A 19095-nucleotide genomic window follows, 5' to 3' on the forward strand; every position below is an offset into this window, starting at 1 on the left:
TTTGAATAAACCTTTAAAATCATAACTTTATAAAATAAGGCACTTTACCCTCCTTTCCATGCCCTGCACTGCTTTTGTGCATTTACGCAACATCATATTCGGTTAACCCGCTGAGTTTTCGGTAAAAAATCTCTTATTCCCGCCAGCCCAGGATGATTAATTCTTATGCTGAATCATTTCTGCATTTAAAAAATAAACAAATGTTTAATTCAGAGGCGAGAATGTTATATTCAACAGATAAAGCATAACGTGCAGTTAACCTGCATCCCGCTTAAACGAACCTGTGTCTTAACCTTTGAGAAATAGCGCAACGCGCTCCCAAGAAGCGCGACTATTTCGCCTGCGAACCTGTTGAGCATCAGGTCAACAGAGAGAGGAGATGTCGCCTCATGAGCAAAACAGCTGTAAACCTTACGCTCGCAACGAGCGCTGTTGGCATGGAAAAACCGCAGATGTCCGAGCGTAAAGATGTTGATGTGCTGCTGATTGGCGCGGGCGTCATGAGCGCGACGCTAGGCGCCTGGCTACAGGATCTGGAGCCGGACTGGACCATTGAAATGGTCGAGCGTCTCGAGAACGTGGCGGAAGAGTCCTCTAACGGCTGGAATAACGCCGGGACCGGCCATGCCGCGCTGGCGGAGCTGAACTATACGCCGTTAAAGGCGGATGGCAGCATCGACATCAGCAAAGCGCTAACCATTAACGAATCCTTCCAGGTTTCCCGTCAGTTCCTGGCCTGGCAGGTTCAGAAGGGACGTCTGCACTCGCCCGAACGCTTTATCAACAGCACGCCGCACATGAGTTTTGTCTGGGGCGAAGAGAATGTGGCTTTCCTGCGCAAGCGCTATCAGGCGTTGCAGAAAAGCACGCTGTTCCGCGGCATGGCCTACTCCGAAGATCCGCAGCAGATTGCCGAGTGGATCCCGCTGGTGATGAAAGGACGCGATCGCCGTCAGAAAGTCGCGGCGACCTGGACGGAGATGGGCACCGACGTCAATTTTGGCGAAGTGACGCGTCAGCTGATCGCCTCGCTGGAGAAGCATCCCGGTTTCCGCCTGCGTCTGCGTCAGGAAGTGCGCGACCTGAAGCGCCTGAGCGACGGCCGCTGGCAGGTGACGCTGCATTCGCTGGCTACGGGCGAGAGCCGCGCGTTAACGGCGAAAAACGTCTTTATCGGCGCGGGCGGCGCGGCGCTGCCGCTGCTGCAGAAGAGCGGCATTCCGGAAGTCAGCGGCTACGCCGGTTTCCCGGTCGGCGGCTCCTTCCTGGTGACCGAGAACCCGGACGTCGTGCGCCAGCATATGGCGAAAGTCTATGGCAAAGCCTCTGTTGGCGCGCCGCCGATGTCGGTGCCGCACGTCGACACGCGCGTGCTGGACGGCAAAAGAGTGCTGCTGTTCGGCCCGTTCGCCACCTTCTCTACCAAGTTCCTTAAGCAGGGCTCGCTGCTCGATATGTTCGGTTCGATGAACAGCGGCAACCTGCTGCCGATGATGAATGTCGGACTGAAGAATTTCGATCTGGTGAAATATCTGGTTGATCAGGTGCTGCAGAGCGACGCCGATCGCATGGAAGCGCTGCGCACCTATGTGCCGGACGCGCATCCCGACGACTGGCGTCTGGTGACCGCCGGCCAGCGCGTGCAGATCATTAAAAAAGATGCCAAAGAGGGCGGCGTGCTGCGACTCGGCACCGAAGTGGTCGCCTCGGAAGATGGCTCGATTTCCGCCCTGCTCGGCGCCTCGCCCGGCGCGTCGACCGCCGCGCCGATTATGCTGGAGCTGATGGCGAAAGCCTGGCCGGAGCAGATGGCGTCGACAGAATGTCAGAACCGCATTCGCGCGGTGGTGCCCTCCTGGGGCCGCAAGCTTAACGGCGACGTGACCCTGACGGAGAAAGTGCTGGCGGATACCAGCCGCGTACTGAAACTCGCCTACGTGCCGCCGGTGACGCCGAACGCCGCGAACGACGAAGCGCGCGAGACCGCGCACGTTGTCGGCAAGTAATACGGTTTTGCTGATAAAAGCCCCGCTCTTGCGGGGCTTTTTGTTTTTAGCCGCTATGCCTGAGCGGGGAGCGCAAACCGATGGCAAAGAGGCGAACAGGGCATCCCTGCCGCCCCGTCGCCTGGTCGAGTCGCTGATTCTCTATTAGGGTTAATGAAACGCTTTTTTTCCCGTCACCTTTCGCTAACCAGGAGAATGCCCGATGTCACATTCGACCGCTGCCAGTGAGTTACGCCTGCTGGATCGCTACTGGCGCGCCGCCAACTACCTTTCCGTCGGGCAGATCTACCTGATGGCGAACCCGCTGCTGCGCGAACCTCTTCAGCCGGAACATATCAAGCCTCGCCTGCTGGGACACTGGGGCACCACGCCCGGCCTCAACTTTATCTACGCGCACCTCAACCGCATTATCCGCCAGCGCGACCTGAATATGATCTATATCTGCGGCCCTGGCCACGGCGGGCCCGGCATGGTTGCCAATACCTGGCTGGAGGGCAGCTACAGCGAAATTTACCCGCACGTCAGCCAGGACGCCGAAGGCATGCAGCGCCTGTTCAAGCAGTTTTCGTTTCCCGGCGGCATTCCGAGCCACGCCGCGCCGGAAACGCCAGGATCGATTAACGAAGGCGGCGAACTCGGCTATTCGCTGTCGCACGCCTTTGGCGCCGCCTTCGATAATCCGGATCTCATCGTGCCCTGCGTCATTGGCGACGGCGAAGCGGAAACCGGCCCGCTGGCGTCGAGCTGGCACGGCATTAAGTTTCTCAACCCCCAGCGCGACGGCGCCGTGTTGCCGATTCTGCATCTTAACGGCTACAAAATCGCTAACCCTACTATCCTGGGGCGCGCCAGCGACGACGATCTGCAGCAGCTGTTCCGCGGGTACGGCTACGAGCCGCTGTTCGTTAGCGGGCACGAGCCGGAGAAGATGCATCAGCAGATGGCGGACACGCTGGATCACGCTTTTGATCGCATCGCCGCTTACCAGCAGGCGGCGCGCACCGGCAGCGAGCAGGATGGCATTCCGCGCTGGCCGATGATTATTATGCGCAGCCCTAAAGGCTGGACTGGCCCGCAGGAGGTCGACGGCAAAAAGGTGGAGGATTTCTGGCGCGCCCATCAGGTGCCGGTAGCCGCCTGCCGCGAAGATGCGGGACATCGCCAGATCCTCGAGCAGTGGCTGCGCAGCTATCAACCGGAAGAGCTGTTCGACGAACAGGGCCGGCTGAAGCCGGAGCTGCGCGCGCTGGCGCCGCAGGGCGATAAACGCATGGGCGCGTCGCCCTACGCCAATGGCGGTCTGCTGCGCCGCGAGCTGAATACTCCCGATATTCGCGAATTCGCCTTTGACGTAAAAGAACCCGGCTCGCAGCTGGCGCAGGCCACCGAACAGTTCGGCCGCTATCTAGCGGAGATTTTCGCGCGCAACCAGCATAACTTCCGCCTGTTCGGCCCTGATGAAACCGCCTCGAACCGCCTGACGCCGGTCTTCGACGTCACCAGCCGCACCTGGCTGGAGCCGGTGAAGCCCTATGACGAGCAGCTGGCGCGCGACGGTCGCGTAATGGAAATCCTCAGCGAACATCAGTGTCAGGGCTGGCTCGAGGGCTATCTGCTGACCGGCCGTCACGGCCTGTTCAACTGCTACGAAGCCTTTATTCATATCGTCGATTCGATGTTCAACCAGCACGCCAAATGGCTGAAAGTGACGCGCAAGCTCGGCTGGCGCAAGCCGGTCTCTTCGCTGAACTATCTGCTCTCTTCGCACGTCTGGCGCCAGGATCACAACGGCTACAGCCATCAGGATCCCGGCTTTATGGATCACGTCGCCAATAAAAAAGCGGATATCGTGCGCATCTATCTGCCGCCGGACGCTAATACGCTGCTGTGGGTCGGCGATCACTGCCTGCGCACCTGGGACCGCATCAACGTCATTGTGGCGGGCAAGCAGCCGTCGGCGCAGTGGCTGGATATGGAGAGCGCCATCGCGCACTGCGAGGCGGGCATGGGCGAATGGCGCTGGGCGGGCACCACGCCGCAGGGCGAAGAGCCGGACGTGGTGATGGCGTGCGCCGGCGACGTGCCGACGCTGGAGACGCTGGCGGCGGTGGATCTGCTGCGCGGCTATCTGCCCGACCTGCGGATTCGCGTGGTGAACGTGGTCGATCTGATGGCGCTGCAAACTCAGGATCAACATCCTCACGGCAAAAGCGAGGAGGAGTTCGATGCGCTGTTCACGCTCGACAAGCCGGTGATCTTCGCCTTCCATGGCTATCCGGCGCTGGTGCATCGTCTCGCCTATCAGCGTAACAACCATCGCAATTTCCACGTTCGCGGCTTTAACGAAGAGGGCACCACCACTACGCCGTTCGATATGACGGTGCTGAACGAGCTGGACCGCTATCATCTGGCGCAGGAGGCGATCCTGCGCGTGCCCGGGCTGGCGGACCGCCATCCGGAACTGCTGGACGATTTGCAGGAGCGCATCGCCGAGCACCATCGCTACGTGCGTGAATATGGCGAGGATGTGCCGGAAGTGCGCGGCTGGAAATGGCCGTCGGAAACCGGCTCCGGCGCGCCCGATTAACGCAGTGCGTCCGCCAGCATCCACAGCGTCGTGGCGACCAGCGACAGCGCCATGACGCCGTTGAAGAGACGGCGCTTCCAGGGCGTTTGCAGATGCAGGCCCAGCCGATCGCCCAGCGCCGCCCAGATCAATATGCAGGGCAGGTTGACCAGCGCGAAGCCGAGCATCACCGGCAGCAGCCCGCTCTGTGCGCTCCACAGCAGCGCCACATTGGTCGCCATCAGCCAGGCTTTAGGGTTCAGCGCCTGAAAGCCGATGGCGCCGACGACGGTCATCGGCTGCGCCTTTTCCCGCTGGGCCGGCGCGCCCGCGCGCCAGAGTTTCCACGACAGCCAGAGCAGATAGGCGCAGCCCGCCAGCGTCAGCGGCAGCCGGACGGCGCTCATCCAGCTCAGCAACCACTCCAGCGCCAGCACCGCCAGCGCGGTTTGCAGCAGGCAGCCCAGCAGTACGCCGGAGATCATCGGCAGCGTACGTCGCAGGCCGAAATTGACGCCGGAGGTCGCCAGCAGCAGGTTATTGGGGCCAGGGGTGATGGACATCACGGTGACGTAGCTGAAAAAAGAGGGATCGAGCATGGCGGCGTTCTCGTTTAATAAACATAACGCTATGCTAGGGCGCGAAAAGGATTGGTAACAGAGACACAAAATCACTATTGTCATGGTTACAGTTTGTAATTTTAACTATTGTACCCATAACTCGCGGAGGCTTTTGTGTCCCTCTCTCCTTCAGCCGACCAGCCGCTCTATCACCAGCTTGCAGAGAGCTTCGCCGAGGCGATTCATCAGGGCACGCTGAAGCCCGGTAAGCGCCTGCCTGCTATTCGCCGCGTGGCGCAGACCCAGCAGGTCAGCATCAATACGGTGCTGAATGCCTGGCAGCTGCTGGAGGATCGCGGCCTTATCGAGGCGCGTCCGCAGTCAGGCTACTATGTGCGCAGCGTGCTGCCCGCCCTGACGCAGCCCGTTCCGCATCGTGCCCGCATCAAAGACCCGAACAGCGAAAAGCTCGATCTGATCGATCAGGTGTTCGCGGCGCAGAACCATCCCGACTACATCAATATTTCGCTGGCCTGCCCGCAGGATGGCGAGCTTTATCCGTCGGCGCGTCTCGCCCGCATTACCGCCTCGCTGCTGCGACGCAATCCCGATCTTATCGGCCGCTATGCGCTTCCGCCCGGTAGTGAGCGCTTACGGGAGGAAATTGCGCGCCGTGCGCTGCATGCGGGCATGTCGCTGACCAGCGACGCGATTACCCTGACCCACGGCTGTATGGAGGCGCTGCAGCTGGCGCTGCGCGCGGTGACGCAGCCCGGAGACTGCGTCGGGCTGGAGTCGCCGACCTACTTTTTTCTTTTTCCGCTGCTGGCGTCGCTGGGGCTGAAGGCGCTGGAGATTCCGACCGATCCGCAGCACGGCCTTTCGCTCGACGCGCTGGAGATGCTGCTGCAGGAGAAGCGCATCCAGGCGCTGATCGCCATGCCGAGCGCGCAGAATCCGCTGGGCTGCTGCATGTCGCGCCAGAACAAACAGCGCCTGGCAAAGTTGGTGAATACTTACAAGGTTCCTCTGCTGGAAGACGGTCTCTATGACGAGCTGCAGTTCGACTGGCCGCTGTCGCCCACCGTTAAGTCGTTCGATTCAGAAGGCTGGGTGATTTACTGCACCAGCTTTACCAAAACGGTGGCGCCGGACTTTCGCATCGGCTGGATCGCCGCCGGACGCTTCCATGACGCGATCGCGCGCCTGAAGGCGGTCTCCTCTATGGCGGAATCCCGGCTGCTGTCGGAGACGCTGGCGGAATTCCTCGCCAACGGCGGCTACGATCACCACCTGCGCACGCTGCGCCGCCGCTACGCCGCCAATATGGATGAGGCGCGCGGCCTGATCGCCCGCTATTTTCCGCAGGGGACGCGCGCCACGCTGCCGCGCGGCGGGTTCGTTTTTTGGGTCGAACTGCCGGAACAGGTAGATACGGTGGCGATGTTCCATCGGCTGCTGCAAGAGCAGATCTGCGTGACGCCCGGCGCGCTCTATTCGTTGAGCGAACGCTACAATCACGCGCTGCGCCTCTCCTGCTGCTACCCCTTCGACGATCGCTATAGCTGGGCGCTGAAGCGCACCGGCGCAATCGCCTGCGAGCTGGCGGGCCTGGCGCCCGGGCTCGATCAAGGTTTGCCGTTGCGTCCCCAGACCGTGTAGGGATGGCGCTCGGTCAGGCGCTCGTAGTAGTTACGCACCGCAGGCAGGCTGGGATGATCCAGCGGGGTTTCATACCAGCGGTTGACCGCCAGCCCGACGCCGATGTCCGCCAGGGTGAAGTTGCGGCCCGCGACATAGCGTCCGGTTTTCTCCAGCTGCTGGTTAAGGATGCCCATGGTGTGCGCCCAGCCTTTGCAAGCCGCCGCCAGCAGACGCGGATCCTGATGCGCCGGCGAGTTGCGCACCAGCGACATAAAGGCGTAGCGCCAGGAGGTATTAAGTTCGGTGGACTGCCAGTCCATCCACTGATCGATCGGCGCGCGGGCGCGCGGATTTTGCGGATAGAGCCAGTCACCCTCATAGGCGTTGGCCAGATAGCGCAGGATAGCGTTTGACTCCCACAGCACGAAGTCGTCGTCGATTAATACGGGGATCAGGGCGTTGGGGTTCAGGGCGAGAAATTCCGGCTTACGCAGCGAGTCAGGTTCCGCGCCCCACTCTTCTTCGCGCTCGAAGTCGAGATCCAGTTCGTCGCAGAGCCAGAGCACTTTACGCACGTTGATTGACGAGTCGCGCCCAAGAATTTTCAGCATAACGGTCTCCTGCAGGAATTGTTAACATATTGATAACCCTGTCAGGCCATAAACGCAAATATCGGGCGTGGAAATGCCCTGTTGAGAAAGGAGTAATAATGAACGTCGCGTTTAAACAAGTAGATGTCTTTACCTCGTCCGCGTTTAACGGCAATCCGCTGGCGGTGATTATGGATGCGCAGGGCCTGAGTGACGAGCAGCTCCAGACCATCGCCCGCTGGACGAATTTATCTGAAACTACGTTCGTGCTGCCGCCGCAGCATCCCGAAGCTGACTATCGCGTGCGCATTTTTACCGTCGAAGGCGAGCTGCCGTTTGCCGGGCATCCGACGCTGGGTACGGCGCATGCGCTGCTGGAAGCGGGCTGGCCGACGAAAAATCCCGGCAGGATGGTGCAGGAGTGCGGCGTCGGCAACGTAACGGTCAGCATCGACGCCGAGGGTTCGCTGGCGTTTGCCGCACCGGATGCGGCCATCACGCCGTTCACCGACGCGCTGATGGGCAATGCGCTCCGCTGCGAGCGGTTCGACACCACGCAAACGCCCGCCGTGGTCGATATGGGCATCCGCTGGCTGCTGATCCCGATGATTAGCGCCGAAGCGGTGCTGGCGATTCAGCCCGCCGTCAGCGATCTGCAGCGCCTGCTCGCCCACGCGGGCGCGACCGGGGTGATGCCGTTCGGCCCGCTGCCGCACGGCGAGAGCGAGCAGTATGAAGTGCGCGGCCTGCTGGTGGAAAACGGCAGCCTGACGGAAGACCCCATTACCGGCAGCGCCAACGCCTGCCTGGCGCGCTACTTTGCCGCGCAGGGCCAGATGCGGGATTACCGCACCCGTCAGGGCACGGCGATCCAGCGCCAGGGGCGCGTATCGGTGCGCTACGAAGGCGACCAGATCTGGATCGGCGGCAACACCGTCACGGTAATTGACGGCACCATCAGGCTGTAGCCATAACGCTGCCGGGCTAGTGACATGAACCGAACGCAACGTCCAGGGCATCTCTGCTCGCCCGGCGCAGATACGCATTTCATTCCTGAAGGGCGTATCTGCGGTTTATAACGCCTGGCCGCCTGACGCCTCGATGCGCTGCGCCGTGATCCAGCCGGTTTCCTCGCTGAGGAGAGCGCAGATGGCGTCGCCAATATCGTCCGGCTGCCCTACGCGCCCCAGCGCGGTAAGCGCCGCGATGGTATCGTTGATCTCTTTGTTATCGCGCACGCGCCCGCCGCCGAAGTCGGTCTCGATAGCGCCTGGCGCCAGGATATTAACGCGAATGCGGCGTTCTCCCAGCTCTTTCGCCTGATACCGCGTCAGCACCTCCATCGCGCCTTTGACGGAGGCGTAAGTCGCGGAGCCAGGATAGGTCATGCGCGTCAGGCCGCTGGAGATATTTAAAATGCGGCCGCCGTCGTTGATCAGCGGCAGCAGTTTTTGCGTCAGGAAATAGGGGCCTTTGAAGTGAACGTTGACCAGCGCGTCGAACTCCTCCTCGGAGGTCTCGCTAAATGGCTTATAGTGACCATGTCCGGCGTTGTTGATTAAATAATCAAAGCGCTCGCGCCGCCATGCCGTTTCCAGCGTCTGTTTAACCTGCGCGACAAAGCCGCTGAACTGGCTGCTGTCGCCTACATCCAGACGTAGCGCGGCTGCGCGGCCGCCCAGCGCCTCAATCGCTTTTACCACCGCCTGCGCCTCTTCGTCATGGCTGCGGTAGGTAAAAAGGATATCAACGCCCTTTTCGGCCAGTTTTAGCGCCGCATTTTTGCCTAAACCGCGGTTGGCGCCCGTAATCAATGCGATTTTATTACTCATCTCTCGCTCCTGATGAAAAGTTGAACACCGAATCAGGATATTCCCCAACAACTGATATATAAATGCCTGTAAATACGCAGCACTGTTTCATTTACGACAACAATCGGTGAACAACATGGACAAAATTCACGCAATGCAGGTTTTTGTGCGGGTGGCGGAAATGGGCAGTTTTACCCGCGCGGCGGAAAGCTTAGGCCTGCCGAAAGGCAGCGTGTCGCGCCAGCTACAGGCGCTGGAAAATCAGATGGGAACGCGGCTGCTGCATCGCACCACGCGCCGCGTGCAGCTTACCCAGGATGGGCTGGTCTACTACGATCGCTGCCTGGATCTGCTGTCAATGATCGACGATATGGACAGCCTGTTTCAGCACGATCCCGCCACGCTGAGCGGCAAACTGCGCGTCGATATGTCGGTGGCGATGGCGACCGGCTTTATCCTGCCGCGTCTGCCGGAGTTTTTGCAGCACTACCCCGGCGTGGAAATCGAACTCAGCAGCAGCGACCGCATGGTGGACGTGATCCGCGAAGGCTTCGACTGCGTTATCCGCGTAGGCGAGCTAAAGGATTCCGGCCTGATAGCGCGAAAAATCGGCACCTATACCTTGATCAACTGCGCCAGCCCCGGCTACCTTTCCCGCTTCGGCATGCCGACGCGGCTGGAGGAGCTGTCGTCGCACGCCATGGTGCACTACACGCAGCAGCTCGGTCAGCCTTCGCCCGGCTTTGAATATTTTGACGGCAAGCAGTGCCACTACGTGCAGACCGGCGGCGTGGTGACGGTCAACAGCACGGAAACCTATCGCGCCGCCTGCCTGGCGGGGCTGGGCATTATTCAGGTGCCGGCGATGGGCATCTACCCGCTGCTGGAGTCCGGACAGCTGGTGGAAGTGCTGCACGCCTTCCCGGCCAGGCCGATGCCGATCTCTCTGCTCTACCCTCATCGGCGCAATGTGGCGCGGCGCGTGCGCGTGTTTATGGAGTGGCTGAGTCAGGTGTTACAGGAGTATGTCACCTGAGCGGCTATAATTGCCTTTTCAAGTAAAGCAGGATGATAACTGTCTATGACGGACAAACAGGAAAACCCGACCAATCCCGAGCAACCTAAACCGCTGATCGATATTCAGACCGGCAATAAAACCGTTGATGGATCGATTCGTCGCGTATCGCGCTTTGCCGCCTGGTTTCAGGCGATTCCGGCGGTGGCGCACTTTATTCGCGCGCTGGAGCGCTTTAACGATCGCCTGGGCAGCCAGTTCGGCGCGGCTATCACCTACTTCTCGTTTTTGTCGTTGATTCCGATCCTGATGGTCTCTTTCGCCGCCGTGGGGTTCGTGCTGGCGTCGAACCAGGATCTGCTGTCGGGGCTGATCAATAAGATCGTCAATAGCATCAGCGATCCTACGCTCGCCACCACGCTGAAGAATACGGTGAACACCGCTATCCAGCAGCGCGCCACGGTGGGCATCACCGGTTTGCTGCTGGCGCTCTACTCCGGCATCAACTGGATGGGCAACCTGCGCGAAGCGGTACGCGCCCAGTCGCGCGACGTCTGGGAACGCAAGCCGGACGATCAGGAGAAGTTCTGGAAAAAGTATCTGCGCGATCTGATTTCGCTGATCGGCCTGATGCTGGCGCTGGTGATCACCCTGTCGCTGACCTCTATCGCCGGCGCAGCGCAGGAGGCGATCGTCAACGCGCTGGGGCTGGCGAATATCGAGTGGCTGCGCCCGGCGATGACCGCCATAGCGCTGGCGATTTCGATTATGGCCAACTATCTGCTGTTCCTGTGGATTTTCTGGATCCTGCCGCGCCACAAGCCGCGCAAGAAAGCGCTGTTTCGCGGCACGCTGCTGGCGGCTATCGGCTTTGAGATCATTAAATTCGTGATGACGCTGACGCTGCCGAAGCTCGCTTCGTCGCCCTCCGGTGCGGCCTTCGGCTCTGTGCTCGGACTGATGGCGTTCTTCTACTTCTTCGCCCGTTTGACGCTCTTCTGCGCCGCCTGGATCGCCACCGCGAAGTATAAGGACGATCCGCAGATGCCGGATTCGCGCCGCGCCTCGCGCCATCAGGTGTAAGAAAACGTTAACGGCAGCGAAAAATTTCCCCCTTCGGCTATTTTTTAACCATCCAGCAGGATGAATAGCTGAAGGGTCACTTTTATTTCCCCCTTTTATAGAGATTCCCGCTGCAAAAGGCGGGCTTCTCCCTGCCTTAATCCACGCATTCCATTGCAGCACAAATTATTCACTTTTTCGCCGAAAAGGCCCGTTCTGGCGCGGTTTATCAGCGTTGAATGCGGCATGCCAGGTGCGTAATATTCCTGGTCTCTATTTACAATTAAGAAACAGTTATGCAAGCCTCCATCACAGAACCCCTGAAAAAGTCACAAGACGAAACGCCGGTGAATTCGCGCGGCAAGGTCGTGGTGGCCTCGCTGGTCGGCACCGCCATCGAATTCTTCGATTTCTATATCTACGCCACGGCGGCGGTGATTGTATTTCCTCATATTTTCTTCCCGCAGGGCGACAATACCGTGGCGACGCTGCAGTCGCTGGCGACCTTCGCTATCGCCTTCGTGGCGCGCCCGATCGGCTCCGCCCTTTTCGGCCACTTCGGCGACCGCGTGGGCCGTAAGGCGACGCTGGTGGCTTCGCTGCTGACGATGGGCGTCTCTACCGTGATTATCGGCCTGCTGCCGGGCTACCAGTCGATTGGCGTCGCGGCGCCGCTGCTGCTGGCGCTGGCGCGCTTTGGCCAGGGACTCGGTCTTGGCGGCGAATGGGGCGGCGCGGCGCTGCTGGCGACGGAAAACGCGCCGGCGAAAAAGCGCGCGCTCTACGGCTCTTTTCCGCAGCTTGGCGCGCCGATCGGCTTCTTCTTCGCCAACGGCACCTTTCTCCTGCTCTCCTGGCTGCTGACCGACGAGCAGTTTATGCAGTGGGGCTGGCGCGTGCCGTTTATTCTCTCGGCGGTGCTGGTCATTATCGGCCTCTATGTACGCGTGTCGCTGCACGAAAGCCCGGTATTCGCCAAAGTGCAGAAAGAGAAGAAGCAGGTGCGGGTGCCGATCGCTGCGCTGTTGAGCAAACATCTCACCGCCACCATTCTCGGCACCTTCATCATGCTGGCGACCTATACGCTGTTCTACATTATGACGGTCTACTCGATGAGCTACGGCACCGCGCCGGCGCCTGCGGGTCTCGGCTTCTCGCGCAACAGCTTCCTGTGGATGCTGATGATGGCGGTTATCGGTTTCGGCGTTATGGTGCCGATCGCCGGTCTGCTGGCGGATCGCTTTGGTCGTCGTAAGACCATGATCGTCATTACGCTGATGATTATCGCTTTCGCCTTCCTGTTCCCGGCGATGCTGGGTTCCGGTTCGCAGGCGCTGGTAATGGCCTTCCTGCTGCTCGGCCTGAGCGTGATGGGGCTGACCTTCGGCCCGATGGGCGCGCTGCTGCCGGAGCTGTTCCCGACCGAAGTGCGCTATACCGGCGCCTCTTTCTCCTATAACCTGTCGTCGATTCTCGGCGCCTCGGTTGCGCCTTATATCGCGACCTGGCTGAACGCCCATTACGGCTTGCAGGCGGTAGGCTACTATCTGGCGTCCATGGCGGCGCTGACGCTGATTGCGCTCATCGCCTGTAAAGAGACGCGTCATCAGACGCTATACGAAGCGGTGTAAGCGAAATCAGGAAACCCGGCTAAGGCCGGGTTTTTTGTCATGTTATAGTTCCTGCAGTTTCGGTATGCAGGAAAAGAACCATGGCGACGGCAGCGCACCTGATTAGCAGTAACCTTCCCAGCGTTAAACAACTTCAGTGCTTTCTCGCCGTCGCGTACGAGCTCAATTTCCGCCGGGCCGCCGAGCGCCTCAACATGACTCAGCCTCCCCTGACGCGTCATATCCAGAGCCTGGAAGCGCTGCTCCACCAGCGGCTCTTCAGCCGCAGCACTCACGCGGTGATCCTGACCGAAGACGGGCGCGCGCTGCTTGCCAGAGCAGAGAAAATTCTTGCCGATCTTGATGCCCTCAGCGTCGATTCTCTTTCCCGCCCGCATCGTCTGCGTATCGGGTTGACCCGCACGCTGGACTTTACGCGCATACCGCCTGTCGCCGCGCGGCTGGCGCAGCTGGATGCCGGCGACGAGATCGACTCGCCCGATCTGACCTCCGCCCGGCTGCTGCAGTGCCTGGCGCAGAACAGGCTCGATCTGGTGCTGACTGGAGAGAAAGGCGCCAGCGAGCAAGAGAACGTCCGCTATCGCTGGATCTGCCGCGAGCCGCTGCTTGTCGCGCTGCCGACCACGCATCCCGCCAGCCGGCAGCAGCAGGTCTCGCTCGACGCTGTCAACGATCTGCCGCTGTTCTGGTTCGCCAGGCGCGCCAATCCCGCCTTCTTTGATAAGTGCGAACAGGTTTTCGCAAAGCTGAAGAGGCCGCTGAAAAAAGTCAACGAGCCCGACGACTCGCTAACGATGCTGGCGTATATCGCCCGCGGCAAAGGATTCGCCCTGCTGCCGCAGTCAAAGTGCGCCTTTAATCAGGAAGGATTGTGCTACCGGCCGCTGCGCGACGACCATGCGCAGCAGCTGCATATCGACGTTTACGCCGCAACGCGTCATAACGACGCGCGTCCAGCGCTCATGCAGGCGCTGGAGAAGCTCAGCAACGGCGCACCTTAATACCTTTTAAGCATCACAAAAACGGCAATTCTCTGCTGCTCCGCCCGGTGAAAGAATCAGACCTGGACCACAGGAGGCATGATGAAAACCCGTTACCTGGCAAGAAACTTAGAGGTCAGCGCCATCGGCTATGGTGCGATGGGCCTTAGCGAATTCTACGGCGCGGCGGACGATGCGCAGTCGCTGCGTGTTTTACACGCACTCATCGAGCTGGGCCAGACCTTTATCGATACGGCGGATCAGTACGGCCGCGGCCACAATGAAGCGCTTATCGGGCAGTTCCTGGCCGGGCTGAATAACGCCACGCGCGACAAGATGCACGTCGCCACCAAATGCGGCATCGAGCGCGCGGCAGACGAAGCTTACAGCCGCACCATCAACAACCGGCCGGCGTATATTACCCGCTGCTGTCACGACTCCCTTAAGCGGCTTGGCGTCGAACGCATCGACCTTTTCTATCTCCATCGCGTCAGCCAGGCGACGCCGATCGAAGAGAGCATGGCGTGCCTGAGCCGCCTGGTGAAAGAGGGAAAGATAAAACATATCGGGCTGTGCGAAGTCTCTGCCGCGACTCTGCGCCGCGCGCACGCCGTTCATCCTGTCGCCGCCCTGCAGACGGAATATTCCCTGTGGACGCGCGACGTCGAGGAGGCGATTCTGCCGACGGTTAAGGCGCTGGATATCGGGCTTGTCGCTTACTCGCCGCTGGGCCGCGGTTTTCTGACCGGCAAATACCTCCGCAACAGCGACTTCGCCGAAGGCGACTTCCGCAAAAACAACGGGCGCTTTCAGCAGGAGAACCTCGATCATAACGCCGCGCTGCTAAACGCGGTACGACCGCTGGCGGAGAAGTACAGCTGCACGCCGGGCCAGATAGCGCTCGCCTGGCTGCTGGCGCAGTACGCGAAGCTGGTGCCGATCCCCGGTACGAAACAGATCGGCTACCTGGTCGAAAATGCGCAGGCGGCGCAGGTGATGCTGGAGGCGGAGGACGTGGCGCTGCTGAATGGCCTCCACCAGCGCGTTCAGGTGCAGGGCGCGCGCTACACGGAGGAAGGCATGAAGGGCGTGAATGCCTGATGTGAAAAACCCCGGGATGCCGGGGTTTTTTAGTGCTGAAAAAGGTGGCGCGCCTGACTTAGCTGGCGACGGCGATACGCTTCATATCGGTCATATAGCCGCGCAGTTTACGGCCAACGGCTTCGATCGGATGCTGGCGAATCGCTTCGTTGACGTCGCGCAGCTGCGCGTTATCAACCTGCGTGCCTTCGATCGCTTTGCCCAGGTCGCCCGGCTGCAGCGTGGTCATAAAATCTTTCAGCAGCGGCACCGCAGCGAAAGAGAAAAGATAGTTGCCGTACTCCGCGGTGTCGGAGATGACCACGTTCATTTCATACAGACGCTTACGCGCGATGGTGTTGGCGATCAGCGGCAGCTCGTGCAGCGACTCATAGTAGGCGGACTCTTCGATAATACCCGCGTCGACCATGGTTTCGAACGCCAGCTCAACGCCCGCTTTCACCATCGCCACCATCAGAACACCTTTGTCGTAGTACTCCTGCTCTTCGATTTTGCCGTCGAACTGCGGTGCGGTTTCAAACGCGGTTTTGCCGGTCTCTTCGCGCCAGGTCAGCAGGTTTTTATCGTCGTTGGCCCAGTCAGCCATCATGCCGGATGAGAATTCGCCGGAGATGATATCGTCCATATGCTTCTGGAACAGCGGGGCCATAATCTCTTTCAGCTGCTCTGACAGCGCGTATGCGCGCAGTTTCGCCGGGTTGGAGAGGCGATCCATCATCAGGGTGATGCCGCCGAACTTCAGGGATTCGGTGATGGTTTCCCAGCCGAACTGGATCAGTTTTTCGGTGTAGGCCGCATCGTGGCCTTCCGCCACCAGCTTGTCGAAGCAGAGCAGCGAACCGGCCTGCAGCATGCCGCACAGAATAGTCTGCTCGCCCATCAGGTCGGACTTCACTTCCGCGACGAAAGAGGATTCCAGCACGCCTGCGCGGTCGCCGCCGGTGGCCGCGGCCCAGGCTTTGGCGATCGCCATGCCTTCGCCTTTTGGATCGTTTTCCGGATGTACCGCGATCAGGGTCGGCACGCCGAAACCGCGCTTGTACTCTTCGCGCACTTCGGTGCCCGGACATTTCGGCGCCACCATCACCACGGTGATGTCTTTACGGATGGTTTCGCCCACCTCAACGATATTAAAGCCGTGCGAGTAGCCCAGCGCCGCGCCGTCTTTCATCAGCGGCTGTACCGCCTGCACGACCGCAGAGTGCTGTTTGTCCGGCGTCAGGTTAACCACCAGATCGGCCTGCGGGATCAGCTCTTCATAGGTGCCGACTTTGAAGCCGTTTTCGGTGGCCTTGCGCCAGGAGGCGCGCTTCTCGGCGATCGCTTCGGCGCGCAGCGCGTAGGAGACGTCCAGACCGGAATCACGCATGTTCAGGCCCTGGTTAAGACCCTGCGCGCCACAGCCCACGATGACCACTTTTTTCCCTTTCAGGAAGCTGGCGCCGTCGGCGAATTCATCGCGCGCCATAAAGCGACATTTGCCTAACTGCGCTAACTGGTTGCGCAGATTCAGTGTGTTGAAGTAGTTAGCCATGGGGCACTCCGGTCAGATGTTGTGTTTGTTTTTGTCCTGTAACGGCGTGGAAAGCAGCGCCGCGAATGACCCCATCATATGACAGGAAATCTGTTGCTTAAATTGATATATTAGCAAGGTTACATTGCAATATTTGCAACACGACTTGAGAGGTTAAGGCGTATGGATTTACGAGATCTGAAGCTGTTTCTCCATCTGGCTGAAAGCTGCCACTTCGGCCGCACCGCGCGCGCCATGCACGTCAGCCCGTCAACGCTCTCGCGCCAGATCCAGCGCCTCGAAGAGGATGTGGGGCACGCGCTGTTTCTGCGCGATAACCGCACCGTTGCCCTGACGGAGGCGGGCGAACGCCTGCGCCAGTTCGCTCAGCAGACGCTGCTGCAGTATCAGCAGCTGCGCCACGTGATGGATCTTAACGGCCCGTCGCTGAGCGGCGAGCTACGCCTGTTCTGCTCGGTGACCGCCGCCTATAGTCATCTGCCGCCGATTCTGGATCGCTTCCGCGCCGAGCATCCACAGGTAGAGATCAAGCTGACCACCGGCGACGCCGCCGACGCCATTGAGATGGTGCAGTCCGGCGAGGCGGATCTGGCCATCGCCGGGCGGCCCGAGTCGCTGCCCGCCAGCATCGACTTTACGCCGCTGGGACTGATCCCGCTGGTGCTGATCGCGCCGGCGCTGCCCTGTCCGGTGCGCAGCCAGGCGACGCAGCCGTCGCCCGACTGGGCGCAGATTCCCTTTATCCTGCCCGATCAGGGTCCGGCGCGGCGCGGCATCGATCTCTGGTTTCGTCGCCGTCGCATCCCGAATCCGCAGATTTACGCCACGGTTTCCGGCCATGAGGCGATTGTCTCGATGGTGGCGCTCGGCTGCGGCATCGCGCTTTTGCCGGACGTGGTGCTGGAGAACAGCCCGGAGCCGGTGCGCAATCGCGTGCTGACGCTGGAGAACGTGGAGTCGGTGGCGCCGCTGGAACTCGGCGTTTGCGTACAAAAAAAGCGGCTCGGGGAGCCGCTGATTCATGCCTTCTGGCACCTGCTGTAGCTACTGCCCAGCCAGGAAGAAACGGAACGCCGGGTTATTGGCCTCGTCGTGACAGTCGTAGCCCAGCTCCTTGAGGTAGGTTTCAAAATGCGGTTCGTTATCGCTGATTTCAAAAGCCGCCAGCACGCGGCCGTAATCGGTGCCGTGGCTGCGGTAGTGGAACAGCGAAATATTCCAGTGGGTGCCGAGCGTTTGCAGAAATTTCAGCAGCGCGCCCGGCGCCTCGGGGAATTCGAAGCTGAACAGGCGCTCGCGCAGCGGCTTCGAAGGACGTCCGCCCACCATGTAGCGCACGTGCAGCTTCGCCATCTCGTCATCGGAGAGATCCACTACCTGATAGCCGCCCTGCGTAAGCTGGCTGATAATCTCGCCGCGCTCCTCCAGCCCGCGCGTCAGGCGCACGCCGACGAAAATGCAGGCGTTGTCGGCATCGGCGTAGCGATAGTTGAATTCGGTTACCGCGCGTCCGCCCAGCGTCTGGCAGAACTTCAGGAAGCTGCCCTGCTGTTCCGGAATGGTCACCGCCAGCAGCGCTTCACGCTGTTCGCCCAGTTCGCAGCGCTCGGAGACGTAGCGCAGGCCGTGGAAGTTGACGTTGGCGCCTGAAAGAATATGCGCCAGCCGCTCGCCTTTGATGTCGTGCTGCTGGATATATTTCTTCATGCCCGCCAGCGCCAGCGCGCCTGAGGGCTCCGCTATCGCGCGCACGTCTTCAAACAGATCTTTCATCGCCGCGCAGATGGCGTCGCTGTCGACGGTGATGATGTCGTCGAGATACTCCTGGCACAGGCGAAAGGTTTCGCTGCCGATGCGCTTTACCGCCACGCCTTCGGCAAACAGCCCGACGCGCGGCAGATCCACCGGCTCGCCCGCCTCGAGCGCCGCCTTCAGGCAGGCGGAGTCTTCCGACTCCACCGCGATAACCTGGATTTGCGGCATGAGCTGTTTGATCAGCACCGCCACGCCCGCCGCCAGGCCGCCACCGCCGACCGGCACGAAGACGCGATCGAGATGGGCGTCCTGCTGCAGCAGCTCCATCGCCAGCGTGCCCTGACCGGCAATCACCGCCGGATGGTCAAACGGCGGCACGAAGGTATAGCCCTGCTGTTCCGCCAGCTCAATCGCTTTGGCTTTCGCCTCGTCGAAGTTAGCGCCGTAAAGGTAAGCCTCACCGCCAAATGCGCGCACCGCATCCACTTTGATGTCCGCCGTGGCCACCGGCATCACAATCAGCGATTTGATGCCGAGCCGGCTGGCGGAGAGCGCCACGCCCTGCGCGTGGTTGCCGGCCGACGCCGTAACCACGCCGCGCGCTTTCTGCTCTTCGTTCAGTCCGGCGATCATCGCGTAGGCGCCGCGCAGCTTGAAGCTGTGCACCGGCTGCCGATCCTCGCGCTTCACCAGAATGGTGTTGCCGAGACGCGATGAAATTTTTTCCATTTTTTGCAGCGGCGTCACCTGTGCGACTTCATACACGGGCGAGCGCAGCACGGCGCGCAAATATTCCGCGCCGCAGGGCGACGCAGGTAGCGGTTGAGCCTCAGCCATCGG

At 60.6% G+C, this 19095-nt stretch carries 15 protein-coding genes; 10 read left to right on the forward strand and 5 right to left on the reverse strand.

Annotated features, from left to right (window positions below; all coding sequences use genetic code 11):
* Positions 1–389: 389 nt before the first annotated feature.
* Together mqo and HA46_RS04265 are read left to right on the forward strand one after the other, a co-directional pair.
* A complete protein-coding gene (mqo, locus tag HA46_RS04260) occupies positions 390–2006 on the forward strand; it encodes a malate dehydrogenase (quinone) (protein WP_084882277.1) in 1617 nt (538 codons plus the stop codon).
* Between the two features lie 202 nt (positions 2007–2208).
* Complete coding sequence (locus tag HA46_RS04265) at positions 2209–4593, forward strand: phosphoketolase family protein (protein WP_084882278.1); 2385 nt, start codon at positions 2209–2211, stop codon at positions 4591–4593.
* Here HA46_RS04265 and HA46_RS04270 read toward each other — a convergent pair.
* The gene (locus tag HA46_RS04270) at positions 4590–5171 is read right to left on the reverse strand and encodes a LysE family translocator (RefSeq protein WP_084882279.1); all 582 of its coding nucleotides are present in this window, start codon (positions 5169–5171) and stop codon (positions 4590–4592) included. The genes HA46_RS04265 and HA46_RS04270 overlap by 4 nt on opposite strands.
* A gap of 135 nt (positions 5172–5306) precedes the next feature.
* Here HA46_RS04270 and HA46_RS04275 point away from each other — a divergent pair, with 135 nt between their 5' ends.
* Positions 5307–6794 (forward strand): aminotransferase-like domain-containing protein, encoded by a 1488-nt coding sequence (locus HA46_RS04275; RefSeq protein WP_084882280.1) that lies wholly within the window; start codon positions 5307–5309, stop codon positions 6792–6794.
* Here the strand turns inward: HA46_RS04275 and HA46_RS04280 are convergent.
* A complete protein-coding gene (locus tag HA46_RS04280) occupies positions 6761–7387 on the reverse strand; it encodes a glutathione S-transferase family protein (protein ID WP_033792766.1) in 627 nt (208 codons plus the stop codon). The genes HA46_RS04275 and HA46_RS04280 overlap by 34 nt on opposite strands.
* 98 nt (positions 7388–7485) lie before the next feature.
* On the opposite strand from HA46_RS04280, the gene HA46_RS04285 reads away from it, so the two are divergent.
* Complete coding sequence (locus HA46_RS04285) at positions 7486–8334, forward strand: PhzF family phenazine biosynthesis protein (protein ID WP_084882281.1); 849 nt, start codon at positions 7486–7488, stop codon at positions 8332–8334.
* A gap of 105 nt (positions 8335–8439) precedes the next feature.
* Here HA46_RS04285 and HA46_RS04290 read toward each other — a convergent pair whose 3' ends face one another.
* A complete protein-coding gene (locus HA46_RS04290) occupies positions 8440–9198 on the reverse strand; it encodes an SDR family NAD(P)-dependent oxidoreductase (protein ID WP_033792769.1) in 759 nt (252 codons plus the stop codon).
* 115 nt (positions 9199–9313) lie between these two features.
* Here HA46_RS04290 and HA46_RS04295 point away from each other — a divergent pair, with 115 nt between their 5' ends.
* From HA46_RS04295 to HA46_RS04315, 5 genes are all read left to right on the forward strand, one after another.
* Entirely contained in the window at positions 9314–10213 is a 900-nt protein-coding gene (locus tag HA46_RS04295; protein ID WP_033792771.1) for a LysR family transcriptional regulator, read from the forward strand.
* 45 nt (positions 10214–10258) lie between these two features.
* Positions 10259–11275: an inner membrane protein YhjD gene (gene yhjD / locus HA46_RS04300; RefSeq protein ID WP_033792773.1), complete on the forward strand. Its 1017-nt coding sequence runs from the start codon at positions 10259–10261 to the stop codon at positions 11273–11275.
* A gap of 275 nt (positions 11276–11550) precedes the next feature.
* Positions 11551–12885, forward strand: a complete 1335-nt coding sequence (locus HA46_RS04305) for an MFS transporter (RefSeq protein ID WP_033753491.1) — start codon at positions 11551–11553, stop codon at positions 12883–12885.
* Between the two features lie 80 nt (positions 12886–12965).
* Positions 12966–13886, forward strand: coding sequence for a LysR family transcriptional regulator (locus HA46_RS04310; RefSeq protein WP_084882282.1), 921 nt, complete (start codon positions 12966–12968; stop codon positions 13884–13886).
* Positions 13887–13967: 81 nt separating this feature from the next.
* Entirely contained in the window at positions 13968–14966 is a 999-nt protein-coding gene (locus tag HA46_RS04315) for an aldo/keto reductase (RefSeq protein WP_084882283.1), read from the forward strand.
* 58 nt (positions 14967–15024) lie between these two features.
* On the opposite strand, the gene ilvC is transcribed toward HA46_RS04315, so the two are convergent.
* Entirely contained in the window at positions 15025–16500 is a 1476-nt protein-coding gene (ilvC, locus tag HA46_RS04320) for a ketol-acid reductoisomerase (RefSeq protein WP_033792776.1), read from the reverse strand.
* 162 nt (positions 16501–16662) lie between these two features.
* On the opposite strand from ilvC, the gene ilvY reads away from it, so the two are divergent.
* Complete coding sequence (gene ilvY / locus HA46_RS04325) at positions 16663–17544, forward strand: HTH-type transcriptional activator IlvY (RefSeq protein WP_033753498.1); 882 nt, start codon at positions 16663–16665, stop codon at positions 17542–17544.
* Here the strand turns inward: ilvY and ilvA are convergent, their stop codons facing one another.
* Positions 17545–19092 (reverse strand): threonine ammonia-lyase, biosynthetic, encoded by a 1548-nt coding sequence (gene ilvA / locus HA46_RS04330; RefSeq protein WP_084882284.1) that lies wholly within the window; start codon positions 19090–19092, stop codon positions 17545–17547.
* Positions 19093–19095 lie beyond the last annotated feature (3 nt).

Origin of the sequence: Pantoea septica (assembly GCF_002095575.1) — a bacterium.
Taxonomy (GTDB): Bacteria; Pseudomonadota; Gammaproteobacteria; order Enterobacterales; family Enterobacteriaceae; genus Pantoea; species Pantoea septica.